At 48.7% G+C, this 15193-nt stretch carries 13 protein-coding genes; 6 read left to right on the forward strand and 7 right to left on the reverse strand.

The features are described from left to right. Nucleotides 1-655: 655 nt before the first annotated feature. The 6 genes from MRJ96_04575 to MRJ96_04600 all read right to left on the reverse strand — a co-directional run bounded on the left by MRJ96_04575 (nucleotide 656) and on the right by MRJ96_04600 (nucleotide 6087). Nucleotides 656-1291 carry an endonuclease III gene (locus MRJ96_04575; GenBank protein MDR4500717.1) on the reverse strand — a complete coding sequence of 212 codons (636 nt, stop codon included), beginning with the start codon at nucleotides 1289-1291 and terminating at the stop codon, nucleotides 656-658. Between the two features lie 133 nt (nucleotides 1292-1424). Further along, complete coding sequence (gene rpsU, locus MRJ96_04580) at nucleotides 1425-1619, reverse strand: 30S ribosomal protein S21 (protein ID MDR4500718.1); 195 nt, start codon at nucleotides 1617-1619, stop codon at nucleotides 1425-1427. A 145-nt stretch (nucleotides 1620-1764) separates the two neighbouring features. Next, nucleotides 1765-3153, reverse strand: coding sequence for an NAD(P)(+) transhydrogenase (Re/Si-specific) subunit beta (locus MRJ96_04585; protein MDR4500719.1), 1389 nt, complete (start codon nucleotides 3151-3153; stop codon nucleotides 1765-1767). Nucleotides 3154-3202: 49 nt separating this feature from the next. Then, nucleotides 3203-3481 (reverse strand): NAD(P) transhydrogenase subunit alpha, encoded by a 279-nt coding sequence (locus MRJ96_04590; GenBank protein MDR4500720.1) that lies wholly within the window; start codon nucleotides 3479-3481, stop codon nucleotides 3203-3205. A gap of 31 nt (nucleotides 3482-3512) precedes the next feature. Next, nucleotides 3513-4670: a Re/Si-specific NAD(P)(+) transhydrogenase subunit alpha gene (locus MRJ96_04595; protein MDR4500721.1), complete on the reverse strand. Its 1158-nt coding sequence runs from the start codon at nucleotides 4668-4670 to the stop codon at nucleotides 3513-3515. Nucleotides 4671-4824: 154 nt separating this feature from the next. Further along, nucleotides 4825-6087, reverse strand: a complete 1263-nt coding sequence (locus MRJ96_04600; protein MDR4500722.1) for a hypothetical protein — start codon at nucleotides 6085-6087, stop codon at nucleotides 4825-4827. Between the two features lie 229 nt (nucleotides 6088-6316). On the opposite strand from MRJ96_04600, the gene MRJ96_04605 reads away from it, so the two are divergent. The 3 genes from MRJ96_04605 to MRJ96_04615 are packed head-to-tail and all read left to right on the forward strand — an operon-like array spanning nucleotide 6317 to nucleotide 9224. Next, nucleotides 6317-7378 carry an alkaline phosphatase family protein gene (locus tag MRJ96_04605; GenBank protein MDR4500723.1) on the forward strand — a complete coding sequence of 354 codons (1062 nt, stop codon included), beginning with the start codon at nucleotides 6317-6319 and terminating at the stop codon, nucleotides 7376-7378. Nucleotides 7379-7400: 22 nt separating this feature from the next. After that, the gene (locus tag MRJ96_04610; GenBank protein MDR4500724.1) at nucleotides 7401-7814 is read left to right on the forward strand and encodes a hypothetical protein; all 414 of its coding nucleotides are present in this window, start codon (nucleotides 7401-7403) and stop codon (nucleotides 7812-7814) included. Between the two features lie 27 nt (nucleotides 7815-7841). Then, the gene (locus MRJ96_04615) at nucleotides 7842-9224 is read left to right on the forward strand and encodes a HEAT repeat domain-containing protein (GenBank protein MDR4500725.1); all 1383 of its coding nucleotides are present in this window, start codon (nucleotides 7842-7844) and stop codon (nucleotides 9222-9224) included. 81 nt (nucleotides 9225-9305) lie between these two features. On the opposite strand, the gene MRJ96_04620 is transcribed toward MRJ96_04615, so the two are convergent. After that, on the reverse strand, nucleotides 9306-10958 hold the full coding sequence (locus MRJ96_04620; protein MDR4500726.1) for a methyltransferase domain-containing protein: 1653 nt from the start codon (nucleotides 10956-10958) through the stop codon (nucleotides 9306-9308). Between the two features lie 378 nt (nucleotides 10959-11336). Between MRJ96_04620 and MRJ96_04625 the strand changes: the two genes are divergently transcribed. The 3 genes from MRJ96_04625 to MRJ96_04635 all read left to right on the forward strand — a co-directional run bounded on the left by MRJ96_04625 (nucleotide 11337) and on the right by MRJ96_04635 (nucleotide 15192). After that, nucleotides 11337-12830 (forward strand): BCCT family transporter, encoded by a 1494-nt coding sequence (locus tag MRJ96_04625; GenBank protein MDR4500727.1) that lies wholly within the window; start codon nucleotides 11337-11339, stop codon nucleotides 12828-12830. Between the two features lie 159 nt (nucleotides 12831-12989). After that, nucleotides 12990-14081, forward strand: coding sequence for a HEAT repeat domain-containing protein (locus MRJ96_04630; protein MDR4500728.1), 1092 nt, complete (start codon nucleotides 12990-12992; stop codon nucleotides 14079-14081). A 25-nt stretch (nucleotides 14082-14106) separates the two neighbouring features. After that, entirely contained in the window at nucleotides 14107-15192 is a 1086-nt protein-coding gene (locus MRJ96_04635; protein MDR4500729.1) for a HEAT repeat domain-containing protein, read from the forward strand. Nucleotide 15193 lies beyond the last annotated feature (1 nt).

The following is a 15193-nucleotide window of genomic DNA, read 5'->3' on the forward strand; positions in this document are numbered from 1 at the left end:
TTTGTAATAAAATCATCGAATTTTCGCGAAGAAATAGCAACGTGACTATGGCAAGCAATATCTGATCCAAAAGAAATACTCTCTTCATGAAATTCATAACTATTTGATATATCTATAAAAATTATGAAAATCTGCCATAAATATGACAAAATGCCTCCTAGCTAATTCGTGAAGTATTAGTAACATTATGGACCTGTAAAATGGCACAAAGTAAATTCATCATTAAATTAAAGCTTTAAATACATTCATGATGCTACTTAAATGTAACATAAAATCTATTTCGTAACACTCATAGCCGTTTCAGTGATACCGGAATGATCCAGCGCTCGCTTGCACGCTTTGCCTCTTCAAGACGTGAGAGAAAAAACCAAGCTTGTCAGGACACCCGAGCGGGTATTACCTTCCGTCTAGTTCAACGTCGTACCGCGCGGGGTGTGTCGTCTGTATCGATGGGAACGTATGTGGATTCGCTATAATATCCGCTTTTAAATAAATCCCGCACTTTCGAAATATTCCTTCGAATGGAATTATGTAGATTTTTTCAACTGAAATGCATTGAGATTCCCCATAATTTGGCTGACAAAAAACGGCGCAGCGAGAAAACTTCAAGAGGAGCAAGATGGAAGAATGCTTACAAAAACAGACCCTTAACGGCCTAACGATAAGCGGTCACATTCACTCTCTTACAGTATTTTTCCGCTAAACTGCAGCGACTACAGAAGGGAGAAATGGGCTTGCAGAGGTTTTGCCCAAAAGGCACGAGGAGATCATTAAACGTGATCCAATAACGGGAGGGAAGTTTCTGCCTTAACAACTGTTCAGTTTCATCAGGACTCTTGGATAAAAGGTACCCCCATCGATTGCAAATTCGATGGACATGTACATCGACGCAAATTCCAGGCTTTCTAAACCCAATCGTCACGACCAAGTTGGCCGTCTTTCGTCCAACACCGTTCAGCGTCAGCAATTCTTCAATATTATTAGGCACTTTCCCTCTATATGTCTCGATAAGTCTGAGACAAATATGGCGAATTTGCCTGGCCTTTGTCTTGTAAAACCCAACAGGATAGATAGCCCGCTCAAGTTCGACTTCTTTTAACTTGCTCATTTTCAAGGGATCTTTAGCGAGAGAAAAAAGTTGACTGGCTGCTTCGGCGGTAGTTTGATCTTTAGTTCGAAGACTTAAAATGCACGCGATGAGTATCTGAAATGGGCTTGCATTTTCTTGTTTTGCGAGGACTCCTAGCACAGGAGAAGGCCACTGATGGACCTCTTTTTTCACGATTCGCATTACTATATGAATGTCCTTATCCCTCATAAGTGTGGCGGGATTATAAGCCAGACGATGAGTGATAGACTACGAAGGATCGAATCTGAAAGAGGAGGAAAACGAGAGGCGTGTGGGGTATGGAGCCGTCAGGCAGTTAAAAAACTCTGTGCTTTGCCAACCACTTTTGGCGACGACGGGCGGCTTCCCGTTCCTTGGCTTTCCGCTTGACACTAGGTTTTTGGTAAAAGCGCCTGGCCTTTAATTCTCTGAAGAGACCATCAGCAGCAAGCTTTTTCTTTGCGACTTTCAAGGCTTTTTCAACATTGTTATTGATTACTCGAACTTCCATGATAATTGCCTTATTTTTTCTATAAAATTAATGAGCTAAGACCCTTACTTTACCACGCCCACAGAACCCCTGCAAGAGTGGATTCTACAATTTAACAAATTAATTTAAATCCTTATTTATCAATACCTTACGAACATTTTTTAAATCATGAATCTTTTAATGCTGCGACCATATCCAGGACCATTTTTTTGCCATCTCCGAACATCATTAAGGAATTATCCAAGGCAAATAAGGGGTTGGGAATACCAGCAAATCCTGGGCTTAAACTTCGTTTTATGACAACCACAGTCTTGGCTTTATCGACGTCAATAATTGGCATTCCCGCAATTGGACTCGAAGGGTCAGTACGGGCTACCGGGTTCACAACATCGTTTGCGCCAATGACCAACGCGACATCGATTTGGTCAAAAGTTTCATTGATCTCATCCATATCTTTTAATGCTTCATAGGGCACATCCGCTTCGGCCAAAAGAACATTCATATGTCCCGGCATACGACCAGCGACCGGATGAATGGCATATTCGACCGTGACACCTCGACTTTCCAATAATGCCGCTAAACTTGCCACAGGGTGTTGCGCTTGGGAAACCGCCATTCCATAGCCAGGAACAATGGCAACTCGACGGGCAGCATCGAACAGTAGCGCGACTTCTTCCGGTGACGCAGACTTGACCTTGCCAGCATAAACATCATCCGCGCTCGGGCCGCCTCCGACTGGAGCTAGCACTCCAAACAAGACATTGGAAAGCGAGCGATTCATGGCTTTACACATGATTTGGGTCAAAATAAGACCTGACGCTCCGACCAGCGAACCAGTGATGATCAATACATTATTGGATAAGACAAAGCCGTTGGCAGCGGCAGCAAGACCAGAGTAGGAATTCAACAAGGCCACGACCACGGGCATATCTGCGCCACCGATCGGCATCACAAGTAAGACACCGAGAATCGATGCAACACCGACCAGCCCCCAATAGGCCATGCTATTTGAGGGGTCCATAACTACCAAAACTGTCAGGATAAGCGTGATCACCCCGAGCACAGCGTTGATGACTTGTTGACCTGAAAACAAAAAAGCGTTCTCATTGACCAAACCCTTGAGCTTTCCAAAAGCCACCAAACTTCCCCAGAACGTTACGGCCCCAATCAGTCCAGAGACCGCGATGGCGATCGTTAACTGTATCATTGGAACATCGGCTCCACCGACACTCTCGAACAAGGCTGCTCCAGCCACCAATACAGATGCCGCTCCACCGAATCCATTGAATAAGGCCACTAATTCTGGCATTTCCGTCATCTGTATTTTGATAGCGAGCAAGGCCCCAATCGTACCGCCAATCACGATACCGAGCAGGATCATTTCAAAACTGATTATCCGTTGACTCGTGAGTGTCAACAACACGGCGATGAACATCCCCGCCGCCCCCATGAGGTTGCCACGTACAGCCGTACGGGGATGAGTCAGTCCCTTAAGGCCCAAGATGAAGAGAACGGAAGCTGCAAGGTATCCAATATTTATAAGAACGCCTGACATAAGAGTTCTGTTATTCCTTTGTTTAGTCCTATCTGTTCTGTGTTCGGTACTATTTTTTCTTAAACATCGAAAGCATGCGGTTCGTCACCATGAACCCACCGACGACATTGATAGTGGCGAAAATCACCGCCAGCACGCCTAAAATCGTCGTCAATGTGGTGTGTTGCGCACCAGCCGACAGAACAGCACCCACGAGGGTAATGCCAGATATCGCATTCGAGCCTGACATCAAGGGGGTGTGAAGCGTCGGTGGAATTTTGGTGATAATCTCGAATCCGACAAAGATGGCCAGGACAAAAATCGTCAAGGCCATAATGAACATATCCATCGTACGAACTCCTTACCGAAAAAAGTGAACGCTAGGCGGTTATCCCTAACGCTTCTCGAATTGTCGGATGAATCACACCTTTATCGCGAGTCAAAAGCGTTCCCTGGGTGATTTCATCCTCCAAATCAATCTTCAGCTCACCCTTCTTCACTAGATGCTGTAAGAACGTCGCGATATTTTTGGCATACATCTGACTTGAATGATAGGGGACCGTGCTGGGAAGATTTTCTGGCCCCAAAATAGTTACCCCCTTCGTCACGATCGTTTGATTCAGCTTCGTCAATTCGCAATTTCCCCCTCGCTCAGCAGCCAGATCAACGATCACAGAGCCAGAAGCCATACCGGAAACCATATCGACGGTTATCAGGATGGGAGCCTTTTTCCCTGGAACAGCAGCCGTCGAAATCACAACATCGCTATTGGCAATAACTTTACCCAGAAGCTCTCGCTGTTTTTGATAAAACGACTCATCCTGGGCCTTTGCATACCCGCCCTTATCTTCAGAATCTTTGGTCTCTAGTGGCAGTTCTACAAATCTGGCTCCAAGACTGAGGATCTGCTCCTTGACAGCTGGACGAATGTCATAGGCTTCCACTTTTGCACCCAACCGACGAGCCACTGAAATTGCCTGAAGTCCGGCAACACCCGCGCCAATCACCAAAACTCGGGCAGGCGTAACCGTACCGGCCGCAGTCATCAACATCGGAAACATTTTTGGCAACGCATTCGCAGCCAAAATCACTGCCTTATACCCAGCCACCGTACCCATAGATGACAAGACATCCATGCTCTGCGCCCGGGTAATACGAGGCATCAGCTCCATCGCAAAGGTTAAGACGCCACAATCTGCCAATAATTTGATGGAATTGGGGTCCGTTAGGGCCTCGGCCATACCAATGACAATTTGACCGGGTCGGTAGAGGGGTAAATCAGACTTTCCCTGCTCGGGGTTCGCTCCCAATAACCTGATCTGTACGATAAAATCTGACTTTTCAAATAGTTGCCCTCGACTTCCTGCGATAGTGGCTCCCTTTTCAGTAAAAGAGGAATCCGGATACCCGGCTTCATCGCCTGCGCCACTTTCCACCAGCACTTCAAGGCCTGTTTTCTTGAGAGAGTCAAGGACCCCAGGTACGAGAGCTACTCGATGCTCGCCAGGGTAGGATTCTTTTGGAACACCAACAATCATAGCCAATCCAGTGTATCGTTTAAGATTTATACTAATATTCCTGTTGTGAGGATAAGCAAAGATCGAAGGAATACCACAGGATTTTCCTAAGAATCAATGTGTCTTTAGACTCGTCTGGCTGGTTCAATCGGCCTAATCAACAAGAATTTTCTATTCAGCGTGAATAAAACTGACTTACGATTTGCGAGTGATGGAACAACATCGTACGCACTTGGGTATAGTAGCCATGACCATAGAGGTGGGTCCTAGGGTTGGATTCTCCGCTGACCTGATAATCAACGAGAAGGCAGGTTCCATCGTTGTGACAACGTGTCCCTCGGCGGACGCATTCCAACCAACGCTCAAATCCATCGTAGGGTTCAAGAATTTCCCGAATTTCCTGATTGACGAACTCTTGCGCTGATGACTCCAACGAATGATCCGTGCCAGCGACAGCTAGCTGCTGAATGTAATCACCACCCGACAGCATTGGAATTTCCCAGGCAATTTGCGGCAACTCCATTTTTGCTAACCATTTTTTCCCGTCCCCTCGAACCGGACGGTGATTCACGATATGCAATAACTTCCCTATTCCGGATGTTTCCCAGCCTCCACGAACCGGCGTGCCGTAGGTCACGACGTCTAACAGGGCACCGCCCAAAAAGGTCTGCTCGGTCAATCTACGGTAGAGACGCTCCAAGCGATCGGGGTTCAGATCGGGGTCTCCAGTACGGTCATGATGCGCGGACAATACTTGGAAAAGAATTTGGCGGTTGGAGGACTCTTCGGACATCACCAAGTTTGACAGAATGCTCAAAAGCTGCCCGGCATGACCATGGGCCTGCACGAGCAACCGTTCGTTGGGTTGGAAAGACTGTTCTTTCGCCCAATCTTCGAGATATTCCAGCAGTTCAAGGACAGCCTTAGCACGACCAAGATGGTGGTTCACGTTAGACCACAAATAGCGTGCGACACGCAACGATCCTTGGGCTGTGCTGTCAACTGTCCCTTGAAAGGCATTGATATACGCCGACGAGAAATTCCCCACGTCTTGAACCGCATTGTCCAATTTCCCCCAGCATTCAGGAGCATTGCGGAGAGGAAGCTGCACATCATCAGCATTTCCAATCCCGTTAGAATCAGGACGAAGAAGGCTCAATAACGATTCGATTCCTGGTATACCCCGTGAATACCCCCGTTTGAGCCCTCCCACTTCATCAAGCCTCCCACTTCCAAACAGATCACTGTATGGATTTCCACTCATGAACAAAACGCCCCGCACTCCCGACTTGATCATCCGATCGATGGATTCACCCATGCCCGCGATCCATCCAGGACTCCCAACGCTTTTTCCTTCTTGATACACCGGGTAGAGAACACGCTCCCCCGGATTTGTACGGGAGTATTTTGAATGTTGGAAATTATTGTCGTGTGGCATAACGAGTGGCCTTTTCCTTACTCAATTCCGCCTTGGCTGTCTTAACTGGAACGTACAGTCATACGCAAGGGGAGCCGAGAGGTTTTTGCCCAACCGACCCATATCGTACCAGTACTAAATTCCTGGATTATGCGGGCCTTCTTGTTGGTTGACCGCCTGAAAATTCACATGCTAATGTTGAGAAATTTGACGAAGCTATTATTAATACAGTCATACCGGATGATGAAACATGAACGCTCAAGTAACGTATACAACTCAATCGACAAAACTCTCTTCCTCTGGCTTTCGTAGACTCTGCCTATCTTTCTCTGTTTTTGCGTTGACACTCCTAACCGGCATTCCTTATGTAGCGGCGACGCAGCCTGACCATGTCATCATGATCGTTCTGGAGGGCGTTGGAAAGGAGGGGATCTTATCTGGATCCATGCCTGTCGTAGCCAACCTTGCCAAAGAAGGTGCGGTTTCCTGGTCAGCTGAATCGCTCTCTCCTCCCTTAACTGTTCCGGCTATGGCTTCGTTATTGACAGGACTCCCCATCAGCAAACATCGTGTGACTTCAGCGTGGGAAGAATATGATTTTGCTCGATCTTTTTTACGATCCCCTACAGTCTTCGATTACATGGACCTTGCCGGAGGACGTGATAGCGCCGTCTTTTTCATGGATGAACGTTTCTATCAACTTTCCAGGCCTGAAATCTATGTAGACTCTCAAACCTGCGGTATCGCCAAACCACAATGTAATCCCGATACGATCGCCATATACGTGCGTGACTACCTCAAAAAAGTCACGAGTGAGAAGGGATATGGATTCCGCTTGATCGAAGTCCCCAACCTTCTTCTTGTTCATATGCCAACCGCTTTACGGAGCGGGAAGAAATATGGTTGGAATTCTGAGCAATACAAACAGTCACTTAGCGAAATTGATTCTGCGATAGGTAAAATTCGAGACAATTATCGAGAACTCGATGTTCTCGACAAGACCATGTTCCTCATTACAAGTCTGAATGCAGCGGGACCTACCGACACAGGCAAGAATGGCAATAGTGCCATATCTCAACAGTCGGCCGAAGCTCTTAGCCCCAAGGTGCCTTGGATTGCGTCAGGCAATAATGTCAAGAAGGGAATAACCATTTCCCGAAAGATCTCTTTACAAGACACCGGTGCCACCATTCTGTATGCCCTGGGTTTGAAGACGCATACCGAGTGGGAAAGCCAGGCAATTGATGAAATCTTCAAAACAGTGCCTGAACACCGAACAACTGAAAATGAAATGCCCGCAAGTTTATACTAGGCGGAAGAGGGAGCCTTTTACCGTGAGACCTGTTCTATTCTTGGCCTTGCTTACCGTAAGCTGTCTTGGGTTCAACTCAACGATCCTGGCGGATGAACCCACGAACCCGTTACTCCGTAAGTTTTCGATCACCGTTGATCCCAGCGCCCTTAATCCACCGACCAAATGGCAAGTGCCAGGGATCACTCCGCTCATCTGGATTCACGATCCAGTGAGCACTGTCGCGTATTCCACCACTGAAAGCAAAGAATTACAGCTTAAACCAGGAAAATACCAATTTGGGACTTATACATTCAGCTTTTTCTTTACGGTCTCGTTGACTGGAATGCTGGAATATGACAAATCTCTGGACCAGTGCGTCCAAGGCCGTGGGGCTCAAAAATTGACCATAATTTGTAGCCACACGCAACCCTACTCACAGGACCCAGACTATTAAATTCATCTTACGATAAAAAGGAACACTATGCCCCAGACAGTTGAAGAGTGGCTTGAGGCACTAGAAGATATCGATGATGCGACGCGTGAGGAGGCCGCGACCGCCTTGTCAAAATTGGGTGATCCCAGCACCATCGACTCGATTTTATCGGCGATTGAAGATGACTACTGGGCCGTGCGTGCAAAACTCGGATGGGCACTCGCCAAGATCGGAGGTCCAAAGGCCATTGATGGTCTCGTCACATTGTTTAATGACAGCATGATGGAGGTACAGAGCGAGGCCGTTCAAGCCATGTCTTCGATGGGCCAATCCGTTGCCCCACGCATGATAACCTGTTTGAAAGATACGAGATGGAAGGTCAGAGAACAGGCGGCTAAAGTTCTCGGTGAAATTAAAGATCCACAGGCGGTTCAGGCATTGAGTATAGCCTGTCGTGACCGGGATGGCGCAGTCAAGAGCGCTGCCGCGGAAGCATTGGGGAAGATAGGAGACTCCAAGGGCATTCCCACACTCATCAAACTTTTCAAAGACACTTCTAAAATCGTTCGGGAAACCGCTGGGACCGCCCTCGTGTACATCGGGCCCGCGTCGGTTGATGCCTTACTCGAAACCCTTAAAGATCCGCACTTCGTGGTCCGTTGCCATGGGGTCCGAGCGTTGGGTGGCATGACAACGGACTATCAAATAGGCCGGGCTTGGGTAAAAGAGCCACGTGTCGTCGAAGCCTTGATTGCACTCCTCAAAGACCCTGACCGGGCCGTTCGGGAAGATGCGACGATTGCCTTAGGAAATATCGGTGATCCAGCGGCTGTCGATGCCTTGATTGAAACCATGAAAGATGGAGCGGTCAAACGGCATGCGATCGCTTCACTTGGCATGATCGGTGACCCGCGTGCTCTTCCTGCCGTCCTCGACGCTTTGAAAGGGAAAGGCATTCACCAGGAGGGTACTCCAACACCAGGCTGTATCATCAGCGAAGAACAGCTCGTCAAAGAAGCCGCGGCTACGGCGTTAGGGCATTTCAGACATCCCAGAGTTATTCCTGACCTCATACTGCTCCTTAAGGATATTGTGCTGCGCGACTATGCCGCCGCCTCCCTCGTGCTCGTCGGGGACAATGCCGTCGAGCCTCTTGTTTCTTTCCTGCACGACCCTGAAATTTCAAAAGTTGGAAAAGAGAGCGAACGGGTACTTGCTTTTGCGACTACGCGACTCACTGCGTCAAGCGCCCTTAAGAAAGTCGTACGAGAGACACTTGAAAAGTTGGGATGGGAACCTGCCCTTGAGGAGAAAGACCCCACAAAGGACATCGAGTACACAGATACTTCGAATGTCTTAGGGCTCGAAGGACGTTTTGGAACATCTGGAGACTTTGCCAAACCTGCCAAAGAATTAAAAATAGAGCGGTAAGTTTCTCTTAGTCACCACATTGAGCGGTGCTTTCGTTTCCAGCCTTTGGCCGGCTATCCACCCGTTTTTTCGCTTTATTCCCTACTCTTTCTGAAAATGCAGAATCCCCCAGGTTAAGTGACCTGCGGTTCCTCCATCAATCCAATGCTGGAGGCCTTCCTTCATTTTCTCAATATACTCTTCACTGCAAACACGAATGAGCGTATTGCGGTTGGCCGTAATTTCATCGAGCACTCGCGCATAATGATTGGCCAGTTGTTCTGAAAGGTCTACCACTTGGATTTCTTTCAGACCCAGCTCAGCGGCCATTTTTTGATAGTAGGGTATTGAGCCTAATGAATCGAGGTGAATACGATCAAGGATCGGTTGAAGAGTGGACGCAGGACAACCTTCACGTTGCATCGGATCAGTGAATATAAATTGGCCACCTTTCGCCAACACCCGAACAACTTCCTCCAGAACTTTTCGCCTATTCCCACTATGCAATATGGCATCTTGCGACCAGACAATATCGACTGATCCATCGGGTAATGAAATATCCTCAAAACTCCCATCAACCACGTTAATCGCCAAACTCAGCCCTTGCGTCCGGTTGAGTTCACGATTCCGTTTATTTTGAATTTCGCTGAGATTCAGACACCCAACCTGACATCCATACGTCTTCGCCAAATACCGCGCCGACCCTCCATACCCCGATCCAATATCGAGTACATGGCTCCTTGAGTCCAGTCCCCTCACCAAAGAGGCCATTTTTTCGACTGTCCGCCGACTGGCATCAAAAATCGTATCACTCTCTTTTTTATAAAGGCCGACGTGAATATCCTCCCCTCCCCAAATCATGGCGTAAAACCGATCAGCATCCGAACTATTATAATAATCTCTCGCGACATCAACGGCTTGGGAATAACCGACCGCTGACACCGGGTTCAGCGATCTTTCCTCGTTTTTATACCGCTTTTCCGCGACATGGATAAAAAAGTCCGGATCTTCGACTCGATGCGTTTCTTGAAAATCGGCATAGGTTTTGATCTGTTGAAAGCCTACTTCATGCATTAACCGACGCGTATATTCTTTTCGAAGCGGGTACATATTGAGATGATACTGAGAGCCGTCTGGAAACTGATACTCAAATCGTGCAAGTCCTTCGTCTACGTATTCGGGCTTGGCGCTCACATTGTCGCCGCAATAATAATAGACGTGCTTGGACGTGAACCCATTTTCGAGAATCCCGTCATAGTTTCGCTGATCCAGGATCAGCACGCCTTCATGGGTGAGCGCAGTATAAAACTCGGCTAAGGCCTTACGCCGATCCTGCTCTGAAAACAGATGAGTCAGGGAATTTCCTAAGCAAATTACTGCGTCAAACTTATTGTGAATATCGCGGCTGAGCCATCGCCAATCGGCATGGACCGTTCGCATGATGAAACCGGCCCTTCTGGCATTTTCAAACGCTTGGGCTAACATTTCAGGACTGCCATCAGCACTCGTGACGTCAAAGCCAGCCCGGAGAAGCCGGATAGAGTGAAATCCCGTCCCCGTGGCCACATCAAGAACGCGCCTCACTCCTCGTTCCTGCAGAATTCGAATGAAAAAATCCCCCTCGCTTGAAGCTCGAGCTTCCCAATCGATTAAGGCATCCCATTTCTTGACAAACCCATGGACGTATTCCTTTTTGTATTGATCAGTTTTTCGTTGCGCAATGGGGTTATCGCCATACTGTTGTTCTTTCGCCATAATTGGCCTCCAGTTTTGCTACGCCCAATCCAAGCACCGGGCTTGAGGTAAAGAAATGAGGCAGAAACACAAAAGGCTTCTTGCGATCCTACGTGTCGCAGGAAGCCTTAAACACCGAATTCCAGTCTAACGGCTCTCAGATGATCCCGCAACCCTCAAGCTGGCAATTCATCAAGCCCTTATGGATATTTTCTTAAAAAACACCTTATATTTAATAGATTTTGGCCAGCTTTCTATTTCAATGGTCATCACCACAAACCCATACCCGATCTTTCGTGAGAATAGAAAACTGATCAGTTTTTAAAGGGATAGTACCAGTCACGAAATCATCACTTGGCTTGTACCGACCCTGGATTTATGCTATCCCCAAAAGATCCTATGAGCATTCGCGACACGACCATCGTTTTTAAAGCTTCGTTTCTGCTGGCTTTAGCCTTTCTCATCTGGGGAGCGTTGGCCCCGCAGAACCTCGCAGAAGTCACCGGGTCTATTCAACAATCTCTCCTGAATGCTTTTGGCTGGTTCTATGTCCTTTCTGCATCAGCATTTTTGCTTACGTCGTTTGCCCTTATTTTCTCCAGATATGGCAACATTCCTCTGGGCAAGGACAGGGCCAAACCAGAATTTCCATTACCGACCTGGTTTGCCATGCTTTTCTGTGCAGGCATGGGAATTGGCCTGGTGTTTTGGGGGGTAGCGGAACCCCTTTCTCACCTTTATGATCCTCCCAAAGGATTGCCTGATACGCCAGAAGCCGCACGAATGGCGATCCGTTATAGCTTTTTCCATTGGGGCTTACACCCATGGGGAATCTACACCATGGTGGCCTTGGTGTTAGCGTATTTCCAATTCCGGAAAAATATGCCAGGCCTAATCAGTCTGAGCTGCAAGCCCATCCTGGGAACTCAAAGCGAAGGCGTAGCTGGGGCCGTCATTGACATTATTGCGGTATTTGCGACGGTCTTCGGGGTGGCAACCTCGTTAGGGTTCGGCGCTGTTCAGATTAGCGGGGGACTTTCATACTTATTCGGCACTCCAAATACGTTAACCACTCAATTGCTCTTGATAGGCATCGTGACGGTTTTGTACATGCTGTCGGCTCAGACCGGATTACAGCGTGGCATTAAATACCTGAGTAATCTGAATATGGCCTTGGCATCCACTCTCCTCTGTTTCGTGCTTTTCTTAGGACCCACACAATTCATCTTGGAAGTCTTTTCTTCAGCCCTCGGAGGCTACCTGCAAAATTTACCGACCATGAGCCTCAATTTGGCTCCGCTTACGGATTCGACCTGGATTCATAACTGGACCCTCTTCTATTGGGCTTGGTGGATTGCATGGGCCCCATTCGTCGGAACGTTCATCGCAAGGATTTCCAAAGGCCGCACTGTGAGAGAGTTTGTTTCAGGGGTTCTCCTTGTGCCAACGCTGTTTTGCGCATTCTGGTTTTCGGTCTTTGGCGGAACGACGATTTCACTCGAAATGTTCGACCATGTCGCCATTAAAGAGGCCATCGACGAGAATGGGATTGAAGTGGCGTTATTCACGGTCCTCGAGCAGTTTCCCATGGGTACGCTCATGTCCATGATTGCCATTTTTCTCATCGGCACTTTTTTTATTACATCGGCTGACTCGGCTACCTTTGTGCTCGGGACTTTGACCACCCATGGGAATCTCAACCCCCCGAATCGCATCAAATTCACATGGGGGATCATTCAATCAGTTTCTGCAGCCGTCTTACTGTGGTCGGGCGGGCTGAAAGCGCTTCAGACGGGGTCTATCATCGCGGCCTTCCCTTTCGCATTTATCATCGTACTGATGATTATTTCGCTACTGAAATCTTTCTCTCAAGAACCTATACGTACCGGGTAACCGCCGGTTGTTTGAGAGTTTCCGGAAGTTGACCGTCCCAAAAACCCTGTGCTACCGTGAATGGCCGTTTTTGGGTTGTCATACCCATCACAAAATGGCTCATGAAAGCTGTGTGGTCGATCCTGGTCTACCCCGAATGCGACTTAGGAATGTCTATTTATGGCGGACAGCGTGGCGGAACATATTTCAGCTCTCAACGACCACGACTGGGGTGTCCGTGAAGACGCCGCAGCCGCCCTTGGACAGTTTCAAGATCCTCGAAGTGTCCTGCCACTTATTCGCGCGCTGAGAGATTCAGACCGATCGGTACGCGTCGCGGCCACCACTTCGCTGACCGCGCTTGGCGAACTCGCTGTTCCACCGCTCGGACAGTCTTTACAAGATCAAGACACCAACGTCCAGGAAATTGCGGCATCGATTCTTGCCGTCAACGGCGATGAACGTGTCGTTGATGCGCTGGTTTCTGCGCTCTTGAACCCAAATTGGATTGTCCGGAGCCATGCGGCCAAGGCCCTCGGCAAAATTGGAGACCCTCGAGCAATCGATACCCTGCTCCTCTTACTCCAAGATACAGTCCCAGCCGTGCGTGATAATGCCGGCGAAGCCATCTGTGCATTGGGAGAAACCTCAATACCTCCACTCTTAGAACTCCTTCAGCACAAAGACTGGAAAATTCGCCTACGCGCCATTGAAGCTTTAGCCTTGCTGAAGCCACCAACTGCCGTGGAGCCTTTGCTGGATCGGATAACGAATGATCCTGACACCGCTGTTCGACAAGACGCGATTCGAGCGATTGGCGAGATAGGTGACCGGAAGGCTATTGACACTCTGTTATCGGTCATGGATCAACCGTCCCTACGAAGCCAGGCCATTATGGCTCTTGGCAAGATCGGTGACCCCAGGGCACTTCCAACTTTGACCAAGATTGTGGAAGGTTTAATCACGAAGAACTACGAAGGCCGGATGGCTGCCTGTGAAGATGCGTTGTACCAAGAAGAACTTCCAACGGTCGAAGCAGCGGTGAAAGCGCTGGCACAAATCGGAGACGAACGCGCGATTCCGACACTCCAACAAGCGCTCAGAAGCACTTTAATCCGCGTTGAAGCCGCCGATGCCTTGACCCTCTTCGGGAAGACGGCACTCTCCCCGCTCGTGGCCATGTATAAACATGAAACGGATGACAATATTCGATTTCATGTCAAGGAAACACTGGCTCGTCTAGGGTGGAGACCAGGGCAAGTACGGTTATAAATGCGTTAAGACACCAGCACTCACTATGCCGAAAGAAACTCTAGAAACCCTCATTTCCGAGCTCAATCACGAAGAAGACTGGCGTCGTATGCGGTCAACCGTGGCCTGCCTGAAGGGTGGTCCGAAGGCCGTCACTGGACTGATTGAAGCCATGAAGGGCGGAACTCCAGAGTATAAAGTTGAAGCGGTCAAAATGTTAGCTCGCATCCGAGATCCCCATGCCGGCCCCGCGATGGTTGACATGATCACGGATCATAATGAGGCTGTAAGCCATGCCGCTATTGCTTCGCTGGAACAAATGGCTGGCATTGTGGATGAACCCACCGCAACGGCCCTCGTCGAACTCTTGAAGGATGAACGCTATCGAGAACGGGTAACCGCTTTGCTTGGAGAGATTCCGACATCGATTGATCCTCTGACACACATGCTTCGCGATCCCGAGGAATCAGCCCGTGTTACCGCTGCGACTATACTCGACTCTCTGCTAGACCCACGCTCTGCCGATGCCTTGATCGACGTGATGGGAGATTCAGCCATTCGTCACATGGCCATTGAAACGCTTCGAAAACTTGGGGCCATACGAGATCGTATCGATGAAATCATGAACGAACTCGCCAATGTTGAGGAATCGGAACTCAGGGAAGGCGCAAGGCAGGAGGCGGTCATTAAACTCCACCCCCTCGGGAGGCCTGCGGTTGAAATCTTAATTGAATATTTAGAAGACGATGACTGGGTCGTTAGAGAAGCGGCGGCGGATGTCTTAGGCAAAATCGCCGATATTCGAGCGGTTGAACCGCTCATGGAGCGACTACGCGTAGACCGCGATACCGGCGTCAAAGAGCTGGCGACCAAATCCTTGGGACTGCTGGGTGATGCACGTCCTGTGGATTTATTGGTCGAAAGCATTCCTATTCGCCCGCTTCGCGTATTAGCGGTCGAAGCCCTCGAGAAAATCAAGGACGTGGAAGTCTTACGCCCGCATGCTGAGCTTTTCAAAAAATTGAAAAATGATCGAGATGGACTCATTTCCTACAACTCTGGAATCATCCTTGACAAATTGGCAGCCCTTGACGCTCAATTGGATGAAGAGGCTTGGGCCGGAAAGGAATAGC

The sequence above is a fragment of the Nitrospirales bacterium genome (assembly GCA_031315865.1).
Taxonomy (GTDB): domain Bacteria; phylum Nitrospirota; class Nitrospiria; order Nitrospirales; family UBA8639; genus JAGQKC01.